This is a genomic window from Allobosea sp. FG18 (assembly GCF_057809495.1).
This window is the reverse complement of the sequence record NZ_JBMDKB010000001.1, coordinates 170,917-193,985: the sequence shown is the minus strand read 5'-3', so window position 1 is coordinate 193,985 and position 23,069 is coordinate 170,917. Positions and strand designations below refer to the sequence as shown.

The window sequence follows — 23,069 nt, the reverse complement described above, 5'->3', positions numbered from 1 at the left end:
CCAGATGCGGCGTTGAGGCGGGGCCACACCTCGCAGTGTATACGCTGCGACTGCGCCTTTGGATGCATGGTGACAGCCACACGCTGACACTTTGAGTCGACCAATTGAAGCGATGGCTTTATTCCCCTTTCGTTCTCCCCCGTCTCCCCCTATCTTCGGCCGGCATGGCCGCCCCCTCCCCGCTCCCTCCTGCCTTCGAGGCCTGGTTCGCTGGTCGCGGCTGGAGCGTGCGGCCGCATCAGCTCGCGCTGCTGGAGGAGGCCCGCGCCGGACGCTCGACGCTGCTGGTCGCACCGACCGGCGCCGGCAAGACACTCGCCGGCTTCCTGCCCTCGCTGGTCGAGCTGGCCGAGCGCAAGGGCCGGCATGACGGGTTACACACCCTTTATATCTCGCCGCTGAAGGCGCTCGCCGTCGATATCGCCCGCAATCTCGAAGCGCCCGTACGCGAGATGGGACTGCCCATCACGATCGAGACGCGTACCGGCGATACCTCCGCCGCCAAGCGCACGCGCCAGATCCAGCGCCCGCCCGATATCCTGCTGACGACGCCGGAGCAGCTCGCGCTGCTGGTCTCGCATCGCGACGCCGCGCCGTTCTTCTCATCCTTGCGCCGCATCGTGCTCGACGAGTTGCATGCGCTGGTGACCTCCAAGCGCGGCGACCTGCTGGCGCTCGGTCTCGCACGACTGAAGGCGCTGGCGCCGCAGGTCTCGGCCGTTGGGCTCTCCGCCACCGTGCGTGAACCGGCCGACCTGCAACGCTATCTCGGCGGCGCCGGGACACCGGCGGGGCTCGTCACCGTCGCCGGCGGCGCCAAGCCGCGCATCGGCATTCTCGACACCGAATGCCGCCTGCCGATCGCAGGCCACACCACGCGGCATGCGATGGCCGAGGTCTATGAGGCCATCCGCACACATAAGCTGACGTTGGTCTTCGTCAACACGCGCATGCAGGCGGAATTCGCATTTCAGGCCTTGTGGGACCTCAATGACGACAACCTGCCGATCGCGCTGCATCACGGCTCGCTCGATGCCCAGCAGCGCCGCAAGGTCGAGGCGGCGATGGCCGATGGCCGGCTCAAGGCCGTGGTCTGCACCGCGACGCTCGATCTCGGCATCGACTGGGGCGATGTCGATCTTGTCGTCAATCTCGGCGCGCCCAAGGGGGCGAGCCGGCTGATCCAGCGCATCGGCCGCTCGAACCATCGCATGGACGAGCCCTCGGAGGCGCTGCTGGTGCCCTCCAACCGGTTCGAGCTGCTGGAGTGCCGCGCCGCGCTCGAAGCCGTCCACGAGGCCGCGCAGGACACGCCGCCGCCACGCATCGGCGCGCTCGATGTCCTCGCCCAGCATGTCCTCGGCGTCGCCTGCTCCGACGGGTTTCAGGCCGATGCGCTCTATGAGGAGCTTCGGACCGCCTCGCCTTACGCCGATCTCACCCGCGCGGATTTCGACGCCGTCGTCAATTTCGTCGCGACCGGCGGCTATGCGCTGAAGAGCTATGAGCGCTTCGCCAAGCTTCGGCAGGACAAGGCCGGGCTGTGGCGGGCGAGCAATGCGCGCGTCATCCAGCAATACCGCATGAATGTCGGCACCATCGTCGAGGCGACGATGCTGAAGGTGCGGCTCGGCCGGGCGCGGGCCGGAAAGCCCGGCAGTTCTTCAACGCCAAAGGTTGCCGGCATGATCACCCGCGGGGGGCGCGTGCTCGGCGAGATCGAGGAGTATTTCGCCGAGACGATGGTGTCGGGCGACACCTTCATCTTCGCCGGAGAGGTGCTGCGCTTCGAAGGCATCGTCGAGAACGAGGCGGTCTGTTCGCGCGCCGCCGCCGGCACCGATCCGAAGATTCCGTCCTATGACGGCGGCAAGTTCCCGCTCTCGACCTTCCTCGCCGCCCGCGTCCGCGCCATCCTGGCCTCGCCCAGCCTCTGGCATACGCTTCCGGAGGAAGTCTCCGCCTGGCTGCACGCGCAGAAGCGGATATCGCGTCTGCCGCAGCCCGGTGAGCTTCTGGTCGAGACCTTTCCACGCGGCGGGCGCTTCTATCTCGCCGCCTACCCCTTCGAAGGCCGCCTCGCGCACCAGACGCTCGGCATGCTGCTGACGCGACGCCTGGAGCGCGCCCGGATGCGCCCGCTCGGCTTCGTCTGCAACGACTACGGCATGGCCTGCTGGACGCTGGGCGACATGACGGCCGCGATCGCACGCGGCGCGCTCGATCTCGACGAACTCTTCGCGCAGGACATGCTCGGCGACGACCTTGAGGACTGGATGGCGGAATCGGCGCTGATGAAGCGCACCTTCCGCTCCTGCGCCATCATCGGCGGGCTGATCGAGCGCCGCTTCCCCGGCCAGGAGAAGAGCGGCCGACAGGTGACGATCTCGACAGACCTCGTCTACGATGTGCTGCGCCGGCACGAGCCCGACCATATCCTGCTCAAGGCCGCGCGGGCCGATGCGGCGACGGGCCTGCTCGACATTCGCCGGCTTGGTGAGATGCTGACACGGATCAGCGGCCGAATCGTGCACCAACCGCTCGACCATGTCTCGCCGCTCGGCGTCTCCGTGATGCTCGAGATCGGGCGCGAGGCAGTCTTCGGCGAAGCGGCGGACGAGATCCTGGCGGAAGCAGAGGCGATGCTGACGGAAGAGGCGATGGCGTGACGGTTGCAGCCGCAGTGCCGGCCAAAGGACCCGGAGAGACAGGCGAGGCCTTCACGCTGGGTCGGCTCGCGCTCGTGCCCGATCTCTCCGCCGCGCTCTGGCTGCCGGAGGAACGCACGCTCGTCGTCGCGGACCTGCATCTGGAGAAAGGCTCGGCCTATGCGGCGCGCGGCGTGATGTTGCCGCCCTATGATTCGACCGCGACGCTTGCGGCGCTTGCCGCCGCGATCCGGCGCCACCAGCCGGCCCGCGTAATCGCGCTGGGCGATTCCTTCCATGACCGCGATGCGGAAAACCGTCTCGCGCCGGAGATGCGGGCCGGACTCACTGCGATGCAGCAGGGCCGCGACTGGGTCTGGATCACCGGCAATCATGACCCGGCGATCAGCCGCGCCATGGGTGGCGAGAGCATGGCGGAGATCGTGATTGCCGACGTGACCTTGCGCCACGAGCCTGCCGCTTGCGAGGGCGGCTACGAAATCGCCGGGCATCTGCATCCGGCCGCCAAGGTCAGGATGCGCGGGCGGGCGATCCGGCGGCGCTGTTTCGCCTTGTCGGCGCAGCGCTGTGTGATGCCGGCGATGGGTGCTTATGCCGGCGGCCTCAACCTGCGCGACGCCGCTTTCCGGCCGTTGTTCCGCGAAGGATTGAGCGCCCATCTGCTTGGCGACGGCCGGCTCTTCCGGATCGATCCACGGTTATTGTTGCCGGATTGATCGAGCGGGTTGCGTCCGTCACAAGGTTGTGGCATCAGGGCGCCGCTTCGGAACGACGCCAGCGCCCGCAACCGCCTCAGAGCAACCGCGAACGCATCGGCTGCCGGACCTGCTGCGGTAGCTCAGTGGTAGAGCACTCCATTGGTAATGGAGAGGTCGAGAGTTCAATCCTCTCTCGCAGCACCAGCCGTTCTCCTGGTAACCGGGGATTTTCCAGCGACGACGAAATTGGTGCGCAATTGGCGCGGCTTGTCGTTTATCCCACCCGCAGAAAGCCCCGTTGGAGGGGCGTCGAGCGGCTGAGCGTGCGGCCATCAGGGCCTTTGTCTCTGAAGGCCGATTCTGGATTTTCCGAATAGCTTGGCGGTTAAGTTAAAGAGACGGGTTCGCTCTGTGCTGAGACGAGTTGCCTGGCACCGGCCAATGACTGGTCGGCCGGCGTCCACGATCGACGATGGCGAGCCCCTTGCAGCCACGATCACCGCTGGTCGTGTCGGGGAGGAAATCGCAGCTCCAGCGCACCCTGCCCGATCAGCTCATATTGACCAGCAGCAGCATCAGCTCCGCTTGCCGCGACGTGCCGGTCTTCTGGAAGATCGCCTTCAAGCGCGTCCGGGCGGTTCCCTGGGTAATGCCCAGCTTCTCTGCCGCCTCGGCGATCGTTTCGCCCAGCAGCAGGCGCTTGCAGAAGGCGATCTCCGACTGCGTCAGGCCGAAGCCTCCGCCGAGCGCCTCGAGGCTGCCGGCGTTCGATGCCCTTGAGCCGAGATCGACGGCCAGCACCAGGACCATGCGCCGGAGCGGAAGCAAGGCACGACGCGATCGGCCGGGCGGCTGCGCGATCGGCAACGCGGCAAGCGATACCTGCCATGCACCGGCCGCGGTGCGGAAACCGATCCGCGAGATCGGCGTCGGCTCTCCTCGGGACAGCTTCCCCAGAGCCATCGCGAAGCGGGCATCCGCAGCCGCATCCGCAAGATGGCAGCGGCCATGTCGAACAGTCACGCCATGCCCCGAAGCGAAGAGACGTTCCGCAAGCCGGTTTGCCTCGCGCAGGCAACGGTCGCCATCGACGATGAAGGCCGCGCAGCGGCTGCGTTCCACAAGGGCCGCTTCGGCGACCGCCGTTTCCAGATCCGCGCGCAGGAGGCGGGCCAGATTGAGCGAACGATCGAGATTGCCGCGGATACCGGCCAGGACCTTCACCGCCGCCCTGTCGTAGACGCCGGATTTCGAGAGAGGGTAATGCACAAGGAGGTTCACGACCTCGCCGCTCTCGCCGACGAGCTTCATGGTGGCGGCCGCCACCGCGCGGTTCTGGGGAAGCAGCCAATCGTTGTAAAACTCGGTCTTGATGAAGTTCTGCGCCGGGGAGACCTCCTCCGAGGCCGCAATCGTGGTTCCCTTGATGCGCCCCCAATACGCATTCCAAGGATTGACGTATGCGAAATGCTCCGCGTAGGCGGCCATGAAGGCCGGTTCCATATTCTGGAGCGACAGGAAGTTAAGACGGTTTTCGGGGAAGCTCACATTGGCGAGCCCACCCCAGGAACCGGGGAAGGCCTCGCTCAGGATCGCCGGCACCTCGCCCCATGATCCCTCGCCGAATGTCGCGGCATCGATAGCCGCCGCCAGCTTCCGGCTGATGACCGACACGCGGTCCTCGTCATAGGCGTCCAGCGATACCCATCCCATTCCCGATGCGTCCCAAGCCCTCGGCAGTGGTGACCTTGCCATGGTTGATCAACCCGGCCCGCCTCCAGATTAGTCATTTAAGTACATGAGAGAAGAGAGATTGCGGAATCTTGCGGTGACGACAGGGTACGGGTGCAACAACGAGACTTACACCGTTTCCCGAACGCCGCATTCCGCCGGGCGCGCCCGGCCGCTAGGGTGACCGCCCGTTGACGGAGCCTACCATGCCCAAGCGCATCATCACCTCGGACCGCATCCACAAGGGCCGCCTGCCCTTCGCCCAGGCGACGGTCGCCGGCGGCTTCATGTTCGTCTGCTGCGTCGGGACCGACAAGGACGGCAAGCTCGCCATCGGCGATCCCCGGGCGCAGACCCAGCAATGCATCGACAATATCAAGGCACTGCTCGAAGAGGCCGGCGGCAGCCTCGACGATGTCGTGAAGTGCACGGTCTACGTCACCGACCGCGCCTATTGGGAGCCGATGAACGAGGTCTATTTCGCCAATTTCGCCGAGGCGACGCCGCATCGCGTCTCCTGCATCGTCAACGGACTCGGTTCTCCGAACTGCATCGTCGAGATCGACGCGACCGCCTATCTCGGCGACAAGGCCTGATCGGCCTCCGGCGCCAGCCGCATCGCGCGCGCATAGCCGCGCGGTGCGAAGCGCAGCGCCATCAACCCCGCCAGCACCGCGCAGATCAGGTGCATCAGCCAGCCGGCGGTGAAGCTGCCGCCGGCATCGCGCAGCAGCGCGACGATCCCCGGCGGAATGGCGGAGATCAGGAAGCCGCCGCCCTGCATCAGCGCCGACAAGGCGCCAGCATTGGCGGGATTGTCGATATGGTCGAGCGCCACGATCAGGAAGAGCGCGAAGCCGGCGCCGAGCCCGACACCGATCGCCACCGCCCAGCCGGTCGGCGCCGCGAGCGGCCACCACGCCAAGCCGGCAAAGCCGGCGATCTGACAAGCCAGCGCGAGCCAGATCCAGAAGCGGCGGTCGGGATTGCGCGCCGCCAATGCGGGAATACCGAGCGCCGCCACGGCCTGGCTTGCGGCCATTACAGCCAGCAAACCGCCACTCTGCGCCCCCGACCAGCCCATCGCCTGATAGGCAGGCGCAAGCCAGGCGACCACCGAGGCATAGCCGCCATTCACCAGTCCGAAACAGACCATCAGGAGCCAGCTGCGCGGACGGCGCAACAGAGCAAACGTCGGCAGCCCGCCGCGCTGCCCCGCGCGTCCTGAAGGCAGAGCCACAGCCGAGACCAGCGCCGCCAGGGCGGCCGGCAACGCGATCCAGCCGAGGCCGAGATGCCAGCTTCCGAAACGTTCGGCGATCACCGGCGAGAGCTGCGCGCCCAGGGCGCCGCCGCCCATCAGCATCGCCGAGTAGAGCCCCATCACCACCGCGACCCGACCGGGAAACTCGGCCTTGACGATGCCGGGAAAGACCGACTGCACCACCGCAACACCAAGCCCGCACAAGGCGGCCGTCGCGATCAGCCCCTCGCCACTCGTCGTGACCAGCCGCAGAGCCGCGGCTGCGCAGAGGATGCAGAGCGCGCCGACGACCGCCACCCGCGCCCCAAGTAAGTGCTGGAGCCAGGGGCCAGCGAAGGCACAGACGCCCATCAGCAGCATCGGCACCAGCGTGAACAGCGAGAGGCTGCCAAAACCCAAGCCCGTCGCGGCCTGGATGTCCGCCGCGAGCGGGCCAATGCCGGTCAGGAACGGGCGCAGGTTCAGACCGACCAGCACCACAGCCGCAAGCAGCAACACGCGCGAAGCGCCGGGTCGTTCAGGTGTCATAGGCTCAAGCCGACTTAGGCTGGCGCCGCTTCCACTCGGCATAGAGATCGGGTCCGGCTTCGGGGCGGACGGGCACATAAGCGATCTTCATCGACTGCTCGGCGAACGGTTTCGCCAGATCGGCATAGATCGCCGCCGTCGACAGGCCGAAGGGGGCGCCGTCATCGTTGGAATAGGCGTAATAGACTTCGCTGACGCCGGAGAGCCGCATCGCCGCCATGCACATCGGGCAGGGATGGCCGCTGGCATAGACCGCGCAGCCGGCGAGGTTCGGTGAAGCGAGCTTGCGGCTCGCCGCGCGCAAGGCCGTCATCTCGGCATGGGCGGTCGGGTCGTTGGTCGTGACGATCTCGTTGACGCCGGTCGCAACGACCTCGCTGTCCTTGACGACCACGGCGCCGAAAGGCCGGCCACCGTGCTCCATGTTGGTTTGAGCGAGCTCGATGGCCTCACAAAGGAAACGCTGTGCCTGGCTCATGATCGTCACCCCGTTCAACGGCCGCCGGCAGCCTGCAGAATCTGCTGCATCTTCGTCTGGCCGCGGCTGCGGGCATGCTGGAGCGGGGTCACACCGTCGCGATCGGCGAGGTTCACATCGGCGCCGGCCGCGAGCAGGTCCTTGACGATCTGCTGATGCTTCTCGCCGCCATCGCTGAGGATGACCGCCTCCAGCAGACCGGTCCAACCGAGATTGTTGATGTGATCGACCTTGACGCCGGCCGCGATCAGCGTGCGGACCGTCTCGACATGGCCGCGCTCGCAGGCCGGGATCAAGGCGGTGCCGCCATAACGATTGGTGCTCTTCAGGTCGGCGCCATGTTCGAGCGTCAGCTTGAGGATGGCGAGGTGACCGCGCGCCCCGGCATAGAGATAGGGGCTGTCGTTCATCGCGTCCTTGGCGTTGACGTCGGCGCCGGCCTCGATCAGGGCGCGGGCGGCGTTGACGCGGTTCTCATGGGTCGCGACCAGCAAGGCGGTCTGGGAGCGGCTGTCGCGCCCATCGACGGCAACACCCTCGGCGAGGAGGCGTTTGATTCCGGCGACATCGTCTTTGGCTGCGGCGGCATGCAATCTGGTGTCGGTCATGGCTTGTCCGAAGGCTGTCTGCGGGCCCAAGGCCAGCAGGAGGAGAACGAAAGCAAGGATCGGCGAAAATCGGGTCAATTCCGTCTCCCTAAGGGGCGCGGGCGGCATCGGCCGGCGCTGCGGCACCCCATCGAGCAAAGCAAGGCAAGCTTGCCTTGATCTCTGGATAACGGCCCCGACGTCCATCTGAAAATTAAATATCTGGATATTACTCAGTGGCTTTGCGAATATCGTCAGCATCCTCGTTTTCGATCTGCGGCACCGATGCTCGACCCCCGCCTGCTCCGCTCCTTCGTCGCCATTGCCGATACCGGCAGCTTCACCCAGGCGGCCGAGCGACTCAACATGACGCAATCGACCATCAGCCAGCAGCTGGCGCGGCTGGAGGAAGCGGTCGGGCGCGGCTTGATCGACCGCGTCGCCCGCCCGGTCCAGGCCACGGCTTCGGGCGAGCGCCTGCTCGGCTATGCCCGGCGCATCCTGACGCTGCAGCAGGAGGCGGAGACGATGCTCGGCGATTCCGCCGGTACAGCCTCCATCCGCATCGGCGTGCCCGACGACATCGTGACCGGCAACATGGCCCAGGTCTTCGCCGGCTTCACCCGGCAGCATCGCGAAGTTCGCCTCGACGTGGTCGCGGGCTTGAGCCGCGAGTTGACGCGGCGCTACCGGGCCGGCGAATTCGACATCGTCATCGTCAAGGAGCCCTCTGCCAGCGCCGACCACCGCGCCAGCTATCCCGAGGCGATGGCCTGGTTCGAGAGCACCGAGGCACCGGAGAGCTGGCCCGAGCCGCTGCCGCTGGTGACCTTCCCGCCCGGCGGGCTCTATCGCGACGCCATGTTCGAGCGGATCGAGCGCGAGCGGCACCGCTGGTACATCGCCCTGTCGAGCAGCAATCTCTACAACGTCATCGTGGCGGTCGAGGCCGGGCTCGGGCTCTCCCTCCTGCCCGTCGGCACCACGATCGGCCGCCGCGTCCGACCCTACGCGGCCTTCGGCGTGGAGCCGGCGATGGTGGTCTCGATCTACTCCTGGGAGAAGGGCGGGCTCATCGCGGAGCTCGTCGCCGCGATGAGCGCGGTTCTGGCCCAGCGCTACAGCATCCCCGCGCCGAACTGAGCCGCGTCAGGCGCGACGGGCCGGGATCAGGATCGCGCCGGAAGCGGCGATCACGAGGCAGAGGCCCAGCCAATCGGTCGGCGTCGGCCGCTCGCCGAGCAAGAGTACCGAGCCCAGCACGCCGACAGCCGGCACCATCAGCGTGCCCAGGCTGGCGATGCCGGCCGGCAGACGCGCCACCACCGTGAACCACAAGAAGTAGGCGAGCGCCTGCGCGCCGATGATGTGGAAGCTCAGCGCCGTCAGCACGCGCGGCGAGAGCAGTTTCGGCACGGGCAGGCCTTCGAAGACGAGCATGCCGATGCCCGCGACGAGGCCGCCGATCAGCAATTGCCAGGCGGCTATGGTCAGCGCCGGGGCCGAGACCGGCCAGCGCTTGGTCACGATCGTACCGAATGCCCAGCTCACCGCCGCAAGCAGCGCCAGCGTCAGGCCGAAGGAAAGCTGCCCGGCGAGGATCAACGGCAGGCCGAGGCAGACGAGACCGGAGATGCCGAGCGCGAGCCCGGCGAGGCGCCGGCCGTCGAAAACCTCGCCCAACACGAAGCGGGCGAGCAGCGTCGCCCAGATCGGCATGGTGAAGGTCAGGATCGCCGCGCGCGAGGTCGGCGCGGCCAATTGCGCGAAGGCGAGCAGCACGTTGAAGGCGGCGATCGAGAGGAAGCCGGCGACGACCAGCCGCGGCCATTGCGCGCGCGGCACCGCAAGCGGGACGCCGCGTGCCAACGCGATCCCGACAAGCACCAGTCCGGCGAAGCTCATGCCGGCAGCGCGCAGGGTCCAGGGCGCGATCTCGGTCAGCGAGATCCGCACCGCCGGCCAGTTGAAGCCCCAGAGCAGCCCGAGCAGGGGAACGAGCAGCAGCGCCCTGCCCGATCGCCCCGCGTCCTCTCGGACGCGGGGCGATCCCGTTTCTTGCTTCAGCATCGGATGCTCCGAAAACCGGTTCCCACTTTTCGGTCCGATGCCCGGGCCGTGCTCAAGCCTCGATGCTTTCGAGCCCGCACCATTCGGCGACGAAGAGCGCCATGGCGCCGGTGATCCGCTTCACCGAGGCGAGGCTGACGCGCTCGTCGAAGGCGTGGATGTTCTCGCCCATCGGGCCGTAGCAGAGCGCCGGGATCTTGTCGTAGAGCGCATGGACGCGGGCATCGAGATAAGCCGCCGTCATGAAGCTCTTGAGCGGTTTGCCGAGCGCCGCCTCATGGGCGCGGCCGAGCACGGCTTCCGCCTCGCTGCCGGGCTCCAGCACATAGCCCTCGGCCCAGAAGCCGTTGAACGTCACCTTCGGCGGATTGTTCGCCAGGAAGGAATCGCTACGCGCAGCCTCGCGGATGCAATCCTCGATGCGCTGCGCCGTCTCCTTGGCGGTGACGCCGGGATAGAGCCCGACACGGCAGTCGACCCGGCACCAGCAGGGCACGGAGGAGGCCCAGTCGCCGCCCTCGATCTTGCCGATGTTCAGGTTGATCGGATGCGGATCGTCCTCGAAATGCTCGCGGCCGGCCTTCTCGATGTTGAACTGCTCCTCGAGCTTGCGCAAAGCCGCCACGACGCGATAGGCGGCATCGATCGCGTTGGCGCCGGTGCCCATCTCGCGGACATGGGCGGGGATGCCGCGCACCTCGAACTGGAACCAGAGCACGCCGGCATTGGCGCGGGCCAGCATCTCGTATTCCGGCTCCGGGATCAGCGCGGCCTCGGCGCGATAGCCGCGCAGATGCGTCATCAGCGCGCCGTTGCCGGTCGATTCCTCCTCGACGACGGATTCGACATAGACCGTCGCCGCCGGCTGCATGCCGATGCGACGCAGCGCATCGAGGCAGAAGAGATTGGCGGCGGCACCGGCCTTCATGTCGGCGCTGCCGCGGCCATACATCCAGTCGCCCTCGATGACAGGGTCGAACGGCGCGTGCTTCCATTGATCGGCGGGGCCGGCCGGGACGACGTCGACATGGGCCTGCAGGATCAGCGAGCGGCCCTTCTCCTCCCTGGGGCGATGGATGCCGACGACGATCGGAGCTTCGGAATGCGTGTCGGAGAAGGGCGCGCCGCCGGGATGGGCCGCGATCAGCTCCCTGTCCATGGCGAAGCGGTCCATGGTGAAGCCGCGCTGCTTCATCGCCCGGAAGATGAAATCCTGGACCGTATGCTCCTGCCCACGGGTCGAGGCGAAGCGGACGAGTTCCTGCGTATAGGCGACCTGCTCGTCGAAGCCCGCCTCGACGGCGGCGAGGATTTTTTCACGCAAGGCGGGATCGAGAGGCATGGGGCGGGTCTCCTTTAGGCCAAATCCGTCATGCTCGGCCTTGTGCCGAGCATCCACGCCTTACGACATGGATGAAGGGAAAGACGTGGATGGTCGGGACAAGCCCGACCATGACGCGGAGCGCTGCCCTATTACTGCCCGAAGCGCCCGCCGCCCGGCACCGCCGCCAGCAGCTGCCGCGTATACGCGTGCTGCGGGTCGGCGAAGATCGCCGCCGTCGGCCCGGTCTCGACGATGCGGCCGCGCTGCATCACGGCGATGCGGTCGCAAATCTGCGCGGCGACGCGCAGGTCATGCGTGACGAAGAGGATGGCGAGCCCGAGCCGGCTCTGGATGTCCTTGATCAGCTTGAGGATCTGCGCCTGCACGGAGACGTCGAGCGCCGAGACCGCCTCGTCCGCGACGAGCACATCCGGTTCGAGCGCGAGCGCCCTCGCGATGCCGACGCGCTGGCGCTGGCCGCCCGAGAATTCATGCGGGTAGCGGTCGATGGCATTGGCGGAAAGGCCGACAAGCTCCAGCAACTCCTTCGCCCGCGCCAGCGCTTCCTTGCGCGGCGTGCCATGGGCGACGGGGCCGTCCGAGATGATGCGGCCAACGGTCTGGCGCGGATTGAGCGAGGCAAACGGGTCCTGAAACACCATCTGGATGCGCTTGCGCTGGCGGCGCAATTCGGCGGGCTTTAGTTCGGAAAGGACGAGATCGCCGAGCGCGATGCGGCCGCGATCGGGCTCGATCAGGCGCAGGCAGCAGCGCCCGACCGTCGACTTGCCCGAGCCGGATTCGCCGACGAGGCCGAGCGTCTCGCCACGGACGAGCGCGAAGGAGATGTCGTCGGCCGCCTTGACCTCGCGCGCGACGCCGAAAAGCGAGCGCTTGCGGTAGGTCTTGCCGAGGCCCTCGACGCTGATGACAGGCGCCGTGTCCGGCAGCGGCGGCAGCACGGCCGGCGTCAGCGACGGCACTGCGGCGAGCAGCTTCTGCGTATAGGGGTGGCTGGGAGAGCCGAGCACCTGATCGGCCGTGCCCTCCTCGACCAGCACGCCCTTCTCCAGCACGGCGATGCGGTCGGCGATCTCGGCGACCACGCCCATGTCATGGGTGATGAAGAGCACGGCCGTGCCGTGGCGATGGCGCAGGTTGTCGATGAGCTTGAGGATCTGCGCCTGGGTGGTCACGTCGAGCGCGGTCGTCGGCTCGTCGGCGATCAGGAGCTTCGGCTCCAAGGCGAGCGCCATCGCGATCATCACGCGCTGGCGCTGGCCGCCGGAGAGCTCATGCGGATAGGCCTTGGCGAGGCGTGGCGGATCGGGCAGGCCGACCTCGGTCAGGAGATCGATGGCGCGGGCCCGGCGCGTCGCCCTGTCGTGCAGGCCATGAGCCTCGAAGGTTTCGACGATCTGGTCGGAGATGCGCATGACCGGATTGAGCGAGGTCATCGGCTCCTGAAAGATCATGCCGACCTCGCGGCCGCGGACGTCCTGCATCGCCTCTTCGTCAAGCGCGAGGAGATCGCGCCCTGCAAGCTTAATGGAACCGGCGACCGGCTTCACCGCCTTGGGCAGCAGGCCCATCACGGCATGGGCGATCATCGACTTGCCGGAACCGGATTCGCCGACGACGCAGAGCGTCTCGCCCGGCTGGATGGCGAGCGTGACATTTTCGACCGCATTCGGCCGGTCGGCCATCGCCGGCAGCGCCAGCGTCAGGCCTTCGATGGAGAGCGCGGGCGCGGTCATTCGCGCCCCCGTGCGAGACGCGGGTTCAAGGCATCGTTCAGCCCCTCGCCGGCGAGATTGAGCGCGAGCACCGTCAGGAAAATCGCGAAACCCGGGAAGAACGAGATCCACCAGGCATCGAGCAGGCGGGTGCGGCCGGCGCCGACCATGTAGCCCCAGCTCATCAGGTTGGGATCGCCGAGACCCAGGAAGGAGAGCGAGGATTCCAGCAGGATCGCCGAGCCGATCATCAGCGAGCCCATGACGATGATCGGGGCGATGGTGTTGGGCAGGACCTGGCTGAAGATGATCCGCGGCGTCGACTGGCCGATGGTGACGGCCGCCTGGACATATTCGCGACTTCGCAGCGAGAGCACTTCGCCGCGCACCAGTCGTGCCACGGGCGGCCAACTGACGACGCCGATCGCGAGCACGATCGAGCCCAATTGCGGCTGCAGGATCGCAACCAGCACGATCGCGAGCGCGAAGGAGGGAATGGTCTGGAAGAACTCGGTGAAGCGCATCAGCGCGTCATCGACGAAGCCACCGGCATAGCCGGCGACCGCGCCGAGCGGCACGCCGATCACCAACGCGACGAGGGTGGAGACTACGCCGATCATCAGCGAGACGCGCGCGCCGTGAACGAGGCCCGAGGCGAGGTTGCGGCCGAGCGTGTCGGTGCCGAGCGGGAAGCGTTCGTTGACGAAGGGCGCCAGGAAGGGCCGGGCCACCGGACGCCAGGGCGATTGCGGATAGAGCGTCGGGGCCAAGATCGCGAAGGCGATGACGGCGAGCAGGATGAGGATGCCGATGACGGCGCCGCGGTTGCGGGCGAAGCGCTTGAGGAAATTCATGCGTGCGCCTCGATGCGCGGATCGACGATCCGGTAGACCAGATCGGTCGCGATGTTGAAGCAGACGACCATCGCCGAGGAGACGAAGAAGACGCCGAGCAGGACGGAATAATCGCGCTGGACCAGCGCATCGAACATCAGGCGGCCGATGCCCGGCCAGGCGAAGACGGTCTCGGTCAGGACGGCGCCGCCGACGAGCTGGCCGGCTTGCAGGCCTGCCAGCGTCACCACCGGCAGGATTGCGTTGCGCGCGACATGCCGGCGCCAGACGCGAGGCTGCGACACGCCCTTGGCGCGCGCCGTCTTGACGAAATCGGCGCCCGCCACCTCCAGCATCGAGGCCCGCATCATCCGGGCATAGAGCGCGGTGAAGAACAGGCCGAGCGTGAGCGAAGGCAGGATGAGATGCTGGCCGATATCGAGCGCGCGGGCGAGGCCGGTATAGTTCGCGCCGATGGTCTCGTAGCCGACATTGGGCACGAACCCGAGCTTCAGCGCGAAGACGATCTGGCTCATCAGCGCGATCCAGAACAGCGGCGTGGCGTAGAAGGCCAGCGCCAGCGTGGTGATCAGGCTGTCGGACCATTTTCCGGCCCGGCGGGCGGCGAGCGCACCCATCGCCGTGCCGACGACGAGCGAGACGACGAAGGCAGCGCCCGTCAGCAGCAGTGTCGCCGGCAGGCGCTCCATGATCAGGTTCAGCACCGGCTGTTGCTGGCGGTAGCTGAAGCCGAGATCGAAGGTGAGATAGCCCTTCAAATAGATCCAGAGCTGGGTCAGGAAGGGCTGATCGAGACCGAAGCGCGCGCGCAGTTGTTCGAGCAACTGCGCATCGGCGGCACCCGCCTCGCCGGCAAGCACCTGGGCGGGATCGCCGGGCGCGGCACGGATCAGCAGGAAGTTCAGCACGGCGATGGCGAAGAGGACGATGACGCCCTTCACGAGCCGACCGGCGAGGAATTGCGCGAGGTTCATTCAGGACTTTCGTGAAGCCTGTCATCCCGCACGCACTGCGGCGCGAAGTGCCGCAGCGCAGACGCGGGACCGTCGTCGGATGGGGCGACCCAGGAGCCAACCCCGATACGATCCCGGATCGCCGCTTCGCGGTGTCCGGGATGACGCGTCCCTTCGGGCCTTTACTCCTTCCAGGCGTCGCGGAAGCCGTCGTTCACACCGACGCCGGTGGTGACGAGGTTCTTGACGTTGCAGCGGTAGATGGTCGGGAAGTCCATCTCCAGCAGCCAGAGCACCGGCAGTTCGTCAGCCAGGACCTTCTGCACCTTGGTGTAGAGCTCCTGGCGCTCCTTGTCGGTCGGCGCGATCGCCGCATCGGCGAAGAGCTTGTCGACCTCGGGGTTGGAGTAGCCGCCGACATTGGCGAAGGGATTGCCCTTGGCGATGTTGGAGGAGATGTAGGAGCGCGCCACGCCCATGGCGGGGTCGCCGAGCTGGTAGAGGAAGTTGAAGTTCAGGTCGAAATCCCAGTTCGACGCCTTCTGCGTCCAGCCGGGCACGTCGGTGTTCTCGATCTGCACCTTGACGCCGACATCCTCGAGATTCTGCTTGATCGCCTCGGACCAGCGGCTCCAGGTCTCGCCATAGGGCAGATTGAGCAGCCTGATCGTCTCGCCCTTGTAGCCGGAAGCCTTGATCAGCTCCTTCGCCTTTGCGGGGTCATAGCTGTATTTCGGCACATCGCCCGAATAGAACTTGGTCTTGGACGAGATCGGCCCGGTCGGCAGCTTGCCGAGGCCGCCCCAGACCACGTCCTTCCCGAATTCGCGGTCGATCGCGTACATCAGCCCCTGACGGAACTGCTTGTTGCCAAGGATGCCGTTGCGCACGTTCGGCGTCAGCCAGGCATGGGGGGCGAACATCTCCCAGCCCTTGGTCGTCATGCAGGTATTGGGCAGCTTGGAGAGGCGCGCGACGTCGTAGACATCGACCGAGCCGCCGGTCAGCACGTCGACCTTGCCCGTCTCGTAGGCAACGGCGCGGGCGGCTGCATCGGGAATGATCTGCCAGTAGATCTCGTCGAGGTTCGGCTTGCCCTTCAGCCAGTAGTCCTCGTTCTTGACGAGGTGGATATAGGAGCCCTTCTTCCACTCCTTGAGCTTGAAGGGGCCGGTGCCGATCGGCGTGTTGTTGGCGGGGTTCGCGCGGTAATCCGTGCCGTCATAGATGTGCTTCGGGATCATCGGCGCGGAGGCGACCTCCTGCGTCATGACCATCGGGCCGAAGGGCTGCTTCAGCGTGATCTTCACGGTGAGATCGTCGACCTTCTCGATCTTCTCGACCTGCGCGTTGACGATCGGGCGCCAGCGCGGATGGACGTCGCGCAGGAACTTGTCGAGGGTGAAGACGACATCATCGGCCGTGAACGGCTTGCCGTCATGCCATTTCACGCCTTCCTGGAGCTTGAAGGTGTAGGTCTTCGCGTCCGGCGAGATCTCCCAGCTCTTGGCGAGCGAGGGCTGCGGCTCGAGCTTCTCGTTATAGCGCAGCAGCGACTCGTAGATATTGCCGGCGACCATGTTGGTCGGGCCGTTCTGGTTGAGGCCCTGCATCAGCATCGGCGGCTCGGGCTGGACGACGACATGGACCGTCCCGCCCTTCTTCGGCTCCTGCGCGGTTGCCGCACCCAGCGCGAGAACCGACGCCGCCAGCGCCAGACCCAACCGCAATCCCGTCATCCCACGCACCATCTGCTCGTTCCCCTGTCTCGTATCGAGATCGTATCGTTTGAATCGGGCCTGTTCGGACCGTCGGATGCCATCGCACCCGATCACGCGTCTCTTGGCAAGCGCCGCGCCAACTGCCCGGACGCGTCAGTGCATCATGCTCGCCAGCGCGTCCCGCATCGAGGCGCTGGAAATGCCGAACAGGCCGCCGTAATGCGTCTCGAGATCGGTGATCACGAACATCACGGTCGAGATCGAGACGATGCCGATCGCGAGCACGATCGCGGCGAGGCGCTTGCGCGGGATCTGCAGGCCGAAGCTCAGGAAGACCAGCATCAGCCAGAAGGTCAGGATGCTCGTGAACAGCGGCGAGATGGGGCCGCGAACGTCCTCGATGACGGCCCAGCGCCGCTGCTGCACCCGTTGATAGCTCGCCCGGCACTCAGTCGCGACATTGACATGGAGGGCATCGGTCGGAGTCAGGCCGTTGATCCCCCGGCCGATGCGCGAGATCAGGGCGCCGAGCGAGGGATCGGCGCCTTCGCGGGCCATGCCTGTGGTATCGGGGTAGGAGACGCCTTCGGGCTTCGGCTCCAGCGGCCAGGTGCTGGCGATCACGCCTGCGGTATAACTGCGCAGGTCGAGCCGGATCGGGTCAGCCTCGGGCCCGTAGCCGCGCAGGCATTCATCGAGCTGAGCCAGCCCGGCCGCATCGGCATTGCGGTCGCGATAGGCCTGATCGAATGCGCCTTTGACGCTGGAGAGCTGCAAGCTGAGCACCAGGGCGGCGAATGTGACGAGCAGGCTCGTCACCAGCCGGATGGCTTCAAGGGTCCGCTCGGAGAGATGCTCCTCGGACAGCCAGCCACGCAGCTTGACGCCGAAGATCGCACTGCCGCTCAACAGCGCACAGAAGATGAAGGCTGCCAGCGTCTCGGCCATGGTCGCGATCGTTCCGGGCGGATGCGGTGCTTGCGTAGATCGGCCCAGATGGGCGTGCGATCGCAGGCCCTGTCAACATGTGCGGCGGCGATGTGCAGCCACCGACACTCACATTTCAGCGGAGTTCCTCGACATAGGTCGCGACGAAGCGGACGAGCTCGCTCTGCCGGGCCGTCCCGGTCTTGGCGAAGAGGCGCTGGAGATGGGTGCGGGCCGTGGTCGGCGCGATACCCAGCCGCTTGGCGGCGATGATCGTGTCGAGCCCTTCGACCATGAGAGCCAGCATGCGCTCCTCGGTCGGCGTCAGGCCGCAGGCTTCGCTGACCCGGGCGACATTGCGATCGATAGCGCTCTCGGGATCATCGACCGTCAGGACGAACAATTCGATGCTCGTCAGATGGACGGCATCGACCGCGATCTGCCGGCCGTTGCGCAGCACCAGAGGCAGCCGCGTCTCGCCGGCCGCACTGCCGGAGCGGCAGCGCTTCAGCCAGACCTGCAAGCGCGCCATGAAACCCTTGTCATAGGCGGTGAAGCGGTCGAGGCCGCCGAGCCCGTCGCGGGCAAGCTCCTCCGCGCCGCGATTGCCGAAGCGCTGGTTCAGTTCGGCATCGATGACGAAAACCGGCCTGGATGCCTTCCCGAAGGCATCGGCGGCCATGTCATGGCGCGGCGGAAACGGGGTGTAGCTCGTCCTGCCGACAATCGAGACATGAAGCGACATCGCAATATCCATCCCTGCAATCCCCGGATCGCCGCGCGACCTCGTCCGGGAAACCCTGGACTTGCCGGATGCGGCTCCGTTCCTCTTGGTCGCAGCAGATCGCGGGGAGGTTCAAAGCCCTCCGGCTTTGGGCTGTTATTGGATATCTAAATGGGAAGTCCGAAGCGGCCGTCTCTACCGCAGGATGTCAGGCGGTCAGCGTCAGCTTGTAGGTATAGGTATCGCCGCGGAACAGGCCCTCGACATATTCGAGCATGTCGCCGTCGGCACCGTAGCTGCGCCGCTTGATCAGCAGGCAAGGCACCGGGCGGTCGAAGCCGAAGATGGCCCATTCCTCCTCGGTCGGGGCCGCCGCCTCGATGGTCTGGTCGCAGCGCGTCAGCGGCAGGCCGAGTGCGGCGAGCCGGGCATAGACAGAGCCCGAGAGATCGCCTTCGGCCAGTTCGGGCGCGCGCTCCAGATTGTACCAGGCGACCTCGCGCGACATCGGGATATCGTCGCCCGAACGGATGCGAACCAGCTTGAGGAAGCGCGCATGCGAGGAGAGGCCGAAGATCGAGGCGATCGAGCGGTCATTCACCACCGATCGCTCGACGATCCGTGACGAGGGCACCCGGCCGAGTTCCTGCATCTCCTGGGTGAAGCCCTTGAGCCGATCCATGCCTGAATGCAGGCGCGGCCCCGCGCCCTGCACGATCGAGCCGAGGCGCCCCTGCGCACTCAACAACTTCCGCTCGCGCAAGGCATTGTAGGACCGCTGCACGGTGGCGCGGCTGATGCTCAGGCGCTCGGCAAGCTGGCGCTCCGCCGGCAGGGTCGTGCCCGCCGGCAAGGTGCCGTCGCCGATCAGTTGAGACAGTTGGTCCTCGAGCTGCTGATAGAGCGGCTTGGCGGTGTCGGTGCGCAGTTCCAGCAGGTTCTGGAAGGGCGGCTTGGCGATAGGCTTAGGCACTGTCGTGGCTTGCATGAGCGTGTCACAACCCGCGTAGCAGTTCGTGAACGGCAAAATCAAATCCTCGGAGACTGCCGTGACCGGCAAGCCCATCTTCGTGCTCGGAAGCTTCGTCGTCGCCTGCTCGGCGAAGGTTGCCCGCTTCCCGCGACCGGGAGAATCGCTGGCCGCCGAGACCGTGACGATCGAGCCCGGCGGCAAGGGACTGAACCAGGCGATCATGGCGCGCCGCCTCGGCGCCGACGTGGAGGGGCTGCTCGCTGTCGGCGACGATCTTGCCGCCGCCTTCGCCCTGCCGGCGCTCGAACGAGCCGGCCTGCCGGCTTCCATGCTGGTCCGGCTCACGGGCCACACCGGCAGCGGCATCGGCTTCACCGACGCTGCGGGCGAGACCTGCGTCGCCGTCGCCCCCGGCGCCAATCTCGCCCTGTCGGCTGAACATGTCCTGCAACGGGCGCGAGCCATCGCCGGTGCCGCGCTGGTGACGGCCCAGTTCGAGATCGGCGATCAGCCTATCGAGGCGGCTTTCGCCCTGGCCCGGCAGGCCGGTGTCCCGACCCTGCTCAACCCCTCGCCCTTCCGGAATATCCCAGAGGCTATGCTGGCGCTGACCTCGATCCTGATCGTCAACGAGACCGAGGCCGGCAGCTTGGCGCTCTCGCTGGGCCTGGGGCCAGACGGAGCGACGGAGCCGCAGCGCTTTGCAGCGGAGTTGGCGTCGAGGCTGATGACATGCGGGCCGGAGCTCATCGTCATGACGCGGGGCGCAGCCGGAGCGATCGCCGTTACAGCGCAGGGTCAGGTCACCGAACAGAACGGCTTCGCCGTCGAGACCGTGGATTCGCTCGGCGCCGGCGATGCCTTTGCTGCGACGCTCGGCGTCCGGCTGGCGACGGGACGTTCCTTGCCTGAATCTCTGCGCGATGCCGCGATCGCCGGAGCCCTGACCACGACCCGGAACGGCGTCTTCGACGCACTCCCGAGCCTTGCCGCCATCAAAGCGATGATCGGCGCATGAGGTCAGCCGGAATCGATAAAAATCTTTGGATTGTTTTTGGACTTTTCCAGAGCAGCCCATGCTGCTAGCCTCGGAGTGGCGCATCACGCATGCGCCTTCCGTGGCCAGCCGGGATTTCTCATGCCGCGCCTCGACGTCGATACCGTCATGTCCGTGATCGACCAGTTGCTGGCCGGCGCGATGGACGAAGAGCAGATGCAGGCCGCGGCCGAGGCGATGCGGCAATTGTTCAACGGTTCGAAAGCCTGCTTCGCCAGCTTCGGGCCGAGCCCGGAAGACTGGGCGTCCCATGCGACCAATCCCGATGCCGCGCTGCAGGAGCGCTGCTTCGGTGACCTCGCCTCCGATTTCATCGAGATGGGCGGCGCCCTGCGCGATATCCCGCTCGGCGCGATCTATCGCGACAACGAGGTGTTCGGCGAGGAAGCCTTGCGCAGCACGCGCGTCTGGCAGGAATGGATGCGGCCGCAGGACATGTATGGCGGCATGGCCTGCCGCCTCGCCAAGAACGGCGAGGCCTTCTGGTTCTTCGACGTCCAGCGCGGCCGGCAGCAGGAGAGCTTCGACGCCGAGGAGGTCGCCCTGCTCGAAAAGCTCTATCCGGTGCTCAGGCGCGTCGTCGAATTGCGGCGCCATATCGGCCGGGTGACCGTCCAGCGGGATGAGGCCCGCGGAGCGCTCGACCGCGTCGCGATGGGCATCGCGATCCTCGATCAGGACATGAGGATCGCCTATGCCAATGAAGGTGCCGACGAGATCCTGTCCGATCCCGACAGCGCGGTGGGCCTGCGGCAGGGTCGGCTCTTCGCGCGCCAGCCGGCCGACCAGCGCCAGCTCAGGCTGCTGGTCGAAGGCGCCCTTCGCAGCGCGCAAGACCCGCTCGCCCCGACACAGGCCAGCATGATCCTGCATGGCGAAGACGGCTCTCATTCGCTTTCGGCCTGCGCCATGCCAGCGCCCTCTTCCCCGCAGGCTCATGCGGCCGGCAAGGTGCTGATCGCGCTGCGGCGGCTGGAAACGGCGACCAATCTCGTTACATGCGCGCGCCAGCTGTTCGATCTCACCGATGCGGAAGCGAAATTCGCCTCCGCGCTCGCGAGCGGATCATCCCTGGCGGAGGCGGCCGAAACCCAGGGCGTCCGGATCTCGACCGCACGCACGCATCTGGCGCGCATCTTCCAGAAGACGAACACGCGCCAGCAAAGTCAGCTCGTTTCACTGCTGCGCAGCGCGGCGCTCCCCTTGCGCCCACGCTGAGACATCGACATCGGGGCTGGATCGGGACGCATTCGCGAGCCTCGCCCGGCTCGCCGCCCGATATCCCCTCCGTCAGGCTACGAAGGAGAGACTAAGGGAACTCTCGCGCGCCTTTCGTCATCCAAATGACGGAGACGCCCCCAGCCTTTAAAGGCCTATTCGCCCGGCTGCGGGCCGTCATAGCCGCCGATGATGACCAGATCGGACTGGCCGGCGCTGCTGAGATGCTTCACCGCCTCCTGATATTCAGGCGAGGCATAGCAGGCGCGGGCCGTCTCCTCGTCCTTGAACTCGATGACGACGTTGTGCTTGCGGCCCTCGCCGCGGGCGAGCTTGTATTCGCCGCCACGCACCAGGAACTTCGCCCCATATTTGGCGAAGGCCACGGCGTTGAGCGAACGATACTTGGCGTAGGCCTCGGCGTTCTCGACGTCGACGCGCGCGATCCAGTAGCCCTTGGCCACGGTCAGAGCCCTTCGACGGCGACGAGATCGATCTCGCCGGCACCTTCGCGCAGCTTGCGAGCCTCGGCATATTCCGGGGAGAAGAGATAGGCTCGCGCCGTCTCGAAATCCTTGAACTCGAGGACGATGTTACGAGCCCGCCCCTCGCCTTCGCCGACCGTCATCTGGCCGCCGCGCACAATCGGCGTGCCGCCATATTGCTTGATGACCTCGGAGGCTTTGGCAGCATAGCTCGCCCACTTGGTCGCGTCGGAGACCTTGGCGCGGCCGATGACATATCCCTTGGGCATGGTGCTATCCGTTGGCTGAAACGAGTCTGAGACAGGCGGAGCTTACGAAGCCGCGACGATCTCGTCCATGACCGCGCCCGCCGCCGCACGCGGATCTGCCGCGCGGATAATGGGACGCCCGACAACGAGATGGTCGGCGCCGATGCGGATCGCCTCGGCCGGAGTCAGCGTGCGCTTCTGGTCGCCCGCCGCGCTCCCGGAGGGGCGAATGCCGGGCGTGACGATGATCATGTCCTTGCCGATGACCTCGCGCACGATCTCCGCTTCGGCGGCCGAGCAGACGATGCCGTCGATCCCGGCGGTGCGGGCCTGCTCGGCGCGCAGGCGCACGAGATCGCGCACCGCCAGCCCGTAGCCGGCATCACGCAGATCGCCATCGTCATAGGAGGTGAGCGCGGTGACCGCGAGCAGCTTGAGGGCGGCATCGCCGCGCCCCTCGACCGCGCCGCGCATGGTCTGCGGATAGGCATGGACCGTAAGGAAGGTGACGCCGAGCTTGGTCAGCGAATCCACGCCCTCGGTCACGGTATTGCCGATGTCGTGCAGCTTGAGGTCGAGGAAGACCTTCTTGCCCTCGGCGACGAGCTGGCGCGCGAGATCGAGCCCGCCGGCAAAGGCGAGACGATAACCGATCTTGTAGAAGGTGACGCCGTCTCCGAGCGTCGAGACGAGGCGATAGGCATCCCACACGGTCGGCACATCGAGAGCGACGATCAGGCGGTCGCGGACATCGTTGATCTTCTGCATCGGTCAATTCCCTGAGTTTCGAGGGAAGGCGCACGATTCGAAGCGGGATGCAAGCG

22 protein-coding genes and 1 tRNA gene are annotated in these 23,069 nt (G+C 66.6%); 7 read left to right on the top strand and 16 right to left on the bottom strand.

Annotated features, from left to right (window positions below):
* The first annotated feature begins 164 nt into the window (after positions 1-164).
* The 3 genes from ACODTJ_RS00965 to ACODTJ_RS00955 all read left to right on the top strand — a co-directional run bounded on the left by ACODTJ_RS00965 (position 165) and on the right by ACODTJ_RS00955 (position 3,571).
* Entirely contained in the window at positions 165-2,669 is a 2,505-nt protein-coding gene (locus ACODTJ_RS00965) for a ligase-associated DNA damage response DEXH box helicase (protein WP_454658120.1), read from the top strand.
* Positions 2,666-3,385 carry a ligase-associated DNA damage response endonuclease PdeM gene (gene pdeM / locus ACODTJ_RS00960; protein ID WP_454658121.1) on the top strand — a complete coding sequence of 240 codons (720 nt, stop codon included), beginning with the start codon at positions 2,666-2,668 and terminating at the stop codon, positions 3,383-3,385. The genes ACODTJ_RS00965 and pdeM overlap by 4 nt, the downstream gene beginning before the upstream one ends.
* Positions 3,386-3,496: 111 nt before the next feature.
* Positions 3,497-3,571, top strand: a tRNA-Thr gene (locus ACODTJ_RS00955).
* A 345-nt stretch (positions 3,572-3,916) separates the two neighbouring features.
* Here the strand turns inward: ACODTJ_RS00955 and ACODTJ_RS00950 are convergent.
* Positions 3,917-5,080 carry a helix-turn-helix transcriptional regulator gene (locus ACODTJ_RS00950; RefSeq protein WP_488847381.1) on the bottom strand — a complete coding sequence of 388 codons (1,164 nt, stop codon included), beginning with the start codon at positions 5,078-5,080 and terminating at the stop codon, positions 3,917-3,919.
* 224 nt (positions 5,081-5,304) lie between these two features.
* Here ACODTJ_RS00950 and ACODTJ_RS00945 point away from each other — a divergent pair, with 224 nt between their 5' ends.
* The gene (locus tag ACODTJ_RS00945; protein WP_257733860.1) at positions 5,305-5,694 is read left to right on the top strand and encodes a RidA family protein; all 390 of its coding nucleotides are present in this window, start codon (positions 5,305-5,307) and stop codon (positions 5,692-5,694) included.
* Here the strand turns inward: ACODTJ_RS00945 and ACODTJ_RS00940 are convergent.
* Genes ACODTJ_RS00940 through ACODTJ_RS00930 form a run of 3 tightly spaced genes read right to left on the bottom strand, consistent with a single transcriptional unit; the run spans position 5,673 to position 7,976 of the window.
* On the bottom strand, positions 5,673-6,890 hold the full coding sequence (locus ACODTJ_RS00940) for a cyanate transporter (protein WP_454658123.1): 1,218 nt from the start codon (positions 6,888-6,890) through the stop codon (positions 5,673-5,675). The genes ACODTJ_RS00945 and ACODTJ_RS00940 overlap by 22 nt on opposite strands.
* Before the next feature lie 4 nt (positions 6,891-6,894).
* Entirely contained in the window at positions 6,895-7,368 is a 474-nt protein-coding gene (locus tag ACODTJ_RS00935; RefSeq protein ID WP_454658124.1) for a nucleoside deaminase, read from the bottom strand.
* 14 nt (positions 7,369-7,382) lie between these two features.
* Positions 7,383-7,976 (bottom strand): ankyrin repeat domain-containing protein, encoded by a 594-nt coding sequence (locus ACODTJ_RS00930; protein ID WP_454658125.1) that lies wholly within the window; start codon positions 7,974-7,976, stop codon positions 7,383-7,385.
* Between the two features lie 264 nt (positions 7,977-8,240).
* Here ACODTJ_RS00930 and ACODTJ_RS00925 point away from each other — a divergent pair, with 264 nt between their 5' ends.
* Positions 8,241-9,098 (top strand): LysR family transcriptional regulator, encoded by an 858-nt coding sequence (locus tag ACODTJ_RS00925; RefSeq protein WP_454658126.1) that lies wholly within the window; start codon positions 8,241-8,243, stop codon positions 9,096-9,098.
* A 6-nt stretch (positions 9,099-9,104) separates the two neighbouring features.
* Here ACODTJ_RS00925 and ACODTJ_RS00920 read toward each other — a convergent pair whose 3' ends face one another.
* The 9 genes from ACODTJ_RS00920 to ACODTJ_RS00880 form a co-directional block, all read right to left on the bottom strand.
* The gene (locus tag ACODTJ_RS00920; RefSeq protein ID WP_454658127.1) at positions 9,105-10,025 is read right to left on the bottom strand and encodes a DMT family transporter; all 921 of its coding nucleotides are present in this window, start codon (positions 10,023-10,025) and stop codon (positions 9,105-9,107) included.
* Between the two features lie 52 nt (positions 10,026-10,077).
* Complete coding sequence (locus ACODTJ_RS00915; RefSeq protein ID WP_454658128.1) at positions 10,078-11,367, bottom strand: ArgE/DapE family deacylase; 1,290 nt, start codon at positions 11,365-11,367, stop codon at positions 10,078-10,080.
* Positions 11,368-11,498: 131 nt separating this feature from the next.
* Positions 11,499-13,106, bottom strand: coding sequence for an ABC transporter ATP-binding protein (locus ACODTJ_RS00910; protein WP_454658129.1), 1,608 nt, complete (start codon positions 13,104-13,106; stop codon positions 11,499-11,501).
* Entirely contained in the window at positions 13,103-13,939 is an 837-nt protein-coding gene (locus tag ACODTJ_RS00905; RefSeq protein ID WP_454658130.1) for an ABC transporter permease, read from the bottom strand. The genes ACODTJ_RS00910 and ACODTJ_RS00905 overlap by 4 nt, the downstream gene beginning before the upstream one ends.
* Entirely contained in the window at positions 13,936-14,913 is a 978-nt protein-coding gene (locus tag ACODTJ_RS00900) for an ABC transporter permease (RefSeq protein WP_454658131.1), read from the bottom strand. The genes ACODTJ_RS00905 and ACODTJ_RS00900 overlap by 4 nt, the downstream gene beginning before the upstream one ends.
* A 161-nt stretch (positions 14,914-15,074) precedes the next feature.
* Positions 15,075-16,631: an ABC transporter substrate-binding protein gene (locus ACODTJ_RS00895; RefSeq protein WP_454659042.1), complete on the bottom strand. Its 1,557-nt coding sequence runs from the start codon at positions 16,629-16,631 to the stop codon at positions 15,075-15,077.
* A gap of 135 nt (positions 16,632-16,766) precedes the next feature.
* Positions 16,767-17,561, bottom strand: a complete 795-nt coding sequence (locus ACODTJ_RS00890) for a bestrophin-like domain (protein WP_454658132.1) — start codon at positions 17,559-17,561, stop codon at positions 16,767-16,769.
* Between the two features lie 115 nt (positions 17,562-17,676).
* A complete protein-coding gene (locus ACODTJ_RS00885) occupies positions 17,677-18,285 on the bottom strand; it encodes a helix-turn-helix transcriptional regulator (protein WP_454658133.1) in 609 nt (202 codons plus the stop codon).
* A 187-nt stretch (positions 18,286-18,472) separates the two neighbouring features.
* Positions 18,473-19,252 (bottom strand): GntR family transcriptional regulator, encoded by a 780-nt coding sequence (locus tag ACODTJ_RS00880; protein ID WP_454658134.1) that lies wholly within the window; start codon positions 19,250-19,252, stop codon positions 18,473-18,475.
* 61 nt (positions 19,253-19,313) lie between these two features.
* Here ACODTJ_RS00880 and ACODTJ_RS00875 point away from each other — a divergent pair, with 61 nt between their 5' ends.
* Together ACODTJ_RS00875 and ACODTJ_RS00870 are read left to right on the top strand one after the other, a co-directional pair.
* Positions 19,314-20,255, top strand: coding sequence for a ribokinase (locus ACODTJ_RS00875; protein WP_454658135.1), 942 nt, complete (start codon positions 19,314-19,316; stop codon positions 20,253-20,255).
* Positions 20,256-20,375: 120 nt separating this feature from the next.
* Positions 20,376-21,512, top strand: coding sequence for a helix-turn-helix transcriptional regulator (locus ACODTJ_RS00870; RefSeq protein WP_454658136.1), 1,137 nt, complete (start codon positions 20,376-20,378; stop codon positions 21,510-21,512).
* 155 nt (positions 21,513-21,667) lie between these two features.
* On the opposite strand, the gene ACODTJ_RS00865 is transcribed toward ACODTJ_RS00870, so the two are convergent.
* Genes ACODTJ_RS00865 through pyrF form a run of 3 tightly spaced genes read right to left on the bottom strand, consistent with a single transcriptional unit; the run spans position 21,668 to position 23,013 of the window.
* Positions 21,668-21,976: a DUF1330 domain-containing protein gene (locus ACODTJ_RS00865; protein ID WP_061965366.1), complete on the bottom strand. Its 309-nt coding sequence runs from the start codon at positions 21,974-21,976 to the stop codon at positions 21,668-21,670.
* Between the two features lie 2 nt (positions 21,977-21,978).
* Positions 21,979-22,266 (bottom strand): DUF1330 domain-containing protein, encoded by a 288-nt coding sequence (locus ACODTJ_RS00860; RefSeq protein ID WP_454658137.1) that lies wholly within the window; start codon positions 22,264-22,266, stop codon positions 21,979-21,981.
* A gap of 42 nt (positions 22,267-22,308) precedes the next feature.
* The gene (gene pyrF / locus ACODTJ_RS00855) at positions 22,309-23,013 is read right to left on the bottom strand and encodes an orotidine-5'-phosphate decarboxylase (protein ID WP_454658138.1); all 705 of its coding nucleotides are present in this window, start codon (positions 23,011-23,013) and stop codon (positions 22,309-22,311) included.
* Positions 23,014-23,069: the final 56 nt, after the last annotated feature.

Bases quoted from the DNA above. Each gene is read 5' to 3' on its own strand.
- ACODTJ_RS00945 (WP_257733860.1), top strand. From the start codon at position 5,305: ATGCCCAAGCGCATCATCACCTCGGACCGCATCCACAAGGGCCGCCTG.
- ACODTJ_RS00900 (WP_454658131.1), bottom strand. From the start codon at position 14,913: ATGAACCTCGCGCAATTCCTCGCCGGTCGGCTCGTGAAGGGCGTCATC.
- ACODTJ_RS00910 (WP_454658129.1), bottom strand. From the start codon at position 13,106: ATGACCGCGCCCGCGCTCTCCATCGAAGGCCTGACGCTGGCGCTGCCG.
- pyrF (WP_454658138.1), bottom strand. From the start codon at position 23,013: ATGCAGAAGATCAACGATGTCCGCGACCGCCTGATCGTCGCTCTCGAT.
- ACODTJ_RS00860 (WP_454658137.1), bottom strand. From the start codon at position 22,266: ATGCCCAAGGGATATGTCATCGGCCGCGCCAAGGTCTCCGACGCGACC.
- ACODTJ_RS00915 (WP_454658128.1), bottom strand. From the start codon at position 11,367: ATGCCTCTCGATCCCGCCTTGCGTGAAAAAATCCTCGCCGCCGTCGAG.
- ACODTJ_RS00965 (WP_454658120.1), top strand. From the start codon at position 165: ATGGCCGCCCCCTCCCCGCTCCCTCCTGCCTTCGAGGCCTGGTTCGCT.
- ACODTJ_RS00870 (WP_454658136.1), top strand. From the start codon at position 20,376: ATGCCGCGCCTCGACGTCGATACCGTCATGTCCGTGATCGACCAGTTG.
- ACODTJ_RS00890 (WP_454658132.1), bottom strand. From the start codon at position 17,561: ATGGCCGAGACGCTGGCAGCCTTCATCTTCTGTGCGCTGTTGAGCGGC.
- ACODTJ_RS00880 (WP_454658134.1), bottom strand. From the start codon at position 19,252: ATGCAAGCCACGACAGTGCCTAAGCCTATCGCCAAGCCGCCCTTCCAG.
- ACODTJ_RS00885 (WP_454658133.1), bottom strand. From the start codon at position 18,285: ATGTCGCTTCATGTCTCGATTGTCGGCAGGACGAGCTACACCCCGTTT.
- ACODTJ_RS00930 (WP_454658125.1), bottom strand. From the start codon at position 7,976: ATGACCGACACCAGATTGCATGCCGCCGCAGCCAAAGACGATGTCGCC.
- ACODTJ_RS00940 (WP_454658123.1), bottom strand. From the start codon at position 6,890: ATGACACCTGAACGACCCGGCGCTTCGCGCGTGTTGCTGCTTGCGGCT.
- ACODTJ_RS00895 (WP_454659042.1), bottom strand. From the start codon at position 16,631: ATGACGGGATTGCGGTTGGGTCTGGCGCTGGCGGCGTCGGTTCTCGCG.
- ACODTJ_RS00925 (WP_454658126.1), top strand. From the start codon at position 8,241: ATGCTCGACCCCCGCCTGCTCCGCTCCTTCGTCGCCATTGCCGATACC.
- ACODTJ_RS00935 (WP_454658124.1), bottom strand. From the start codon at position 7,368: ATGAGCCAGGCACAGCGTTTCCTTTGTGAGGCCATCGAGCTCGCTCAA.
- ACODTJ_RS00950 (WP_488847381.1), bottom strand. From the start codon at position 5,080: ATGGGATGGGTATCGCTGGACGCCTATGACGAGGACCGCGTGTCGGTC.
- ACODTJ_RS00920 (WP_454658127.1), bottom strand. From the start codon at position 10,025: ATGCTGAAGCAAGAAACGGGATCGCCCCGCGTCCGAGAGGACGCGGGG.
- ACODTJ_RS00905 (WP_454658130.1), bottom strand. From the start codon at position 13,939: ATGAATTTCCTCAAGCGCTTCGCCCGCAACCGCGGCGCCGTCATCGGC.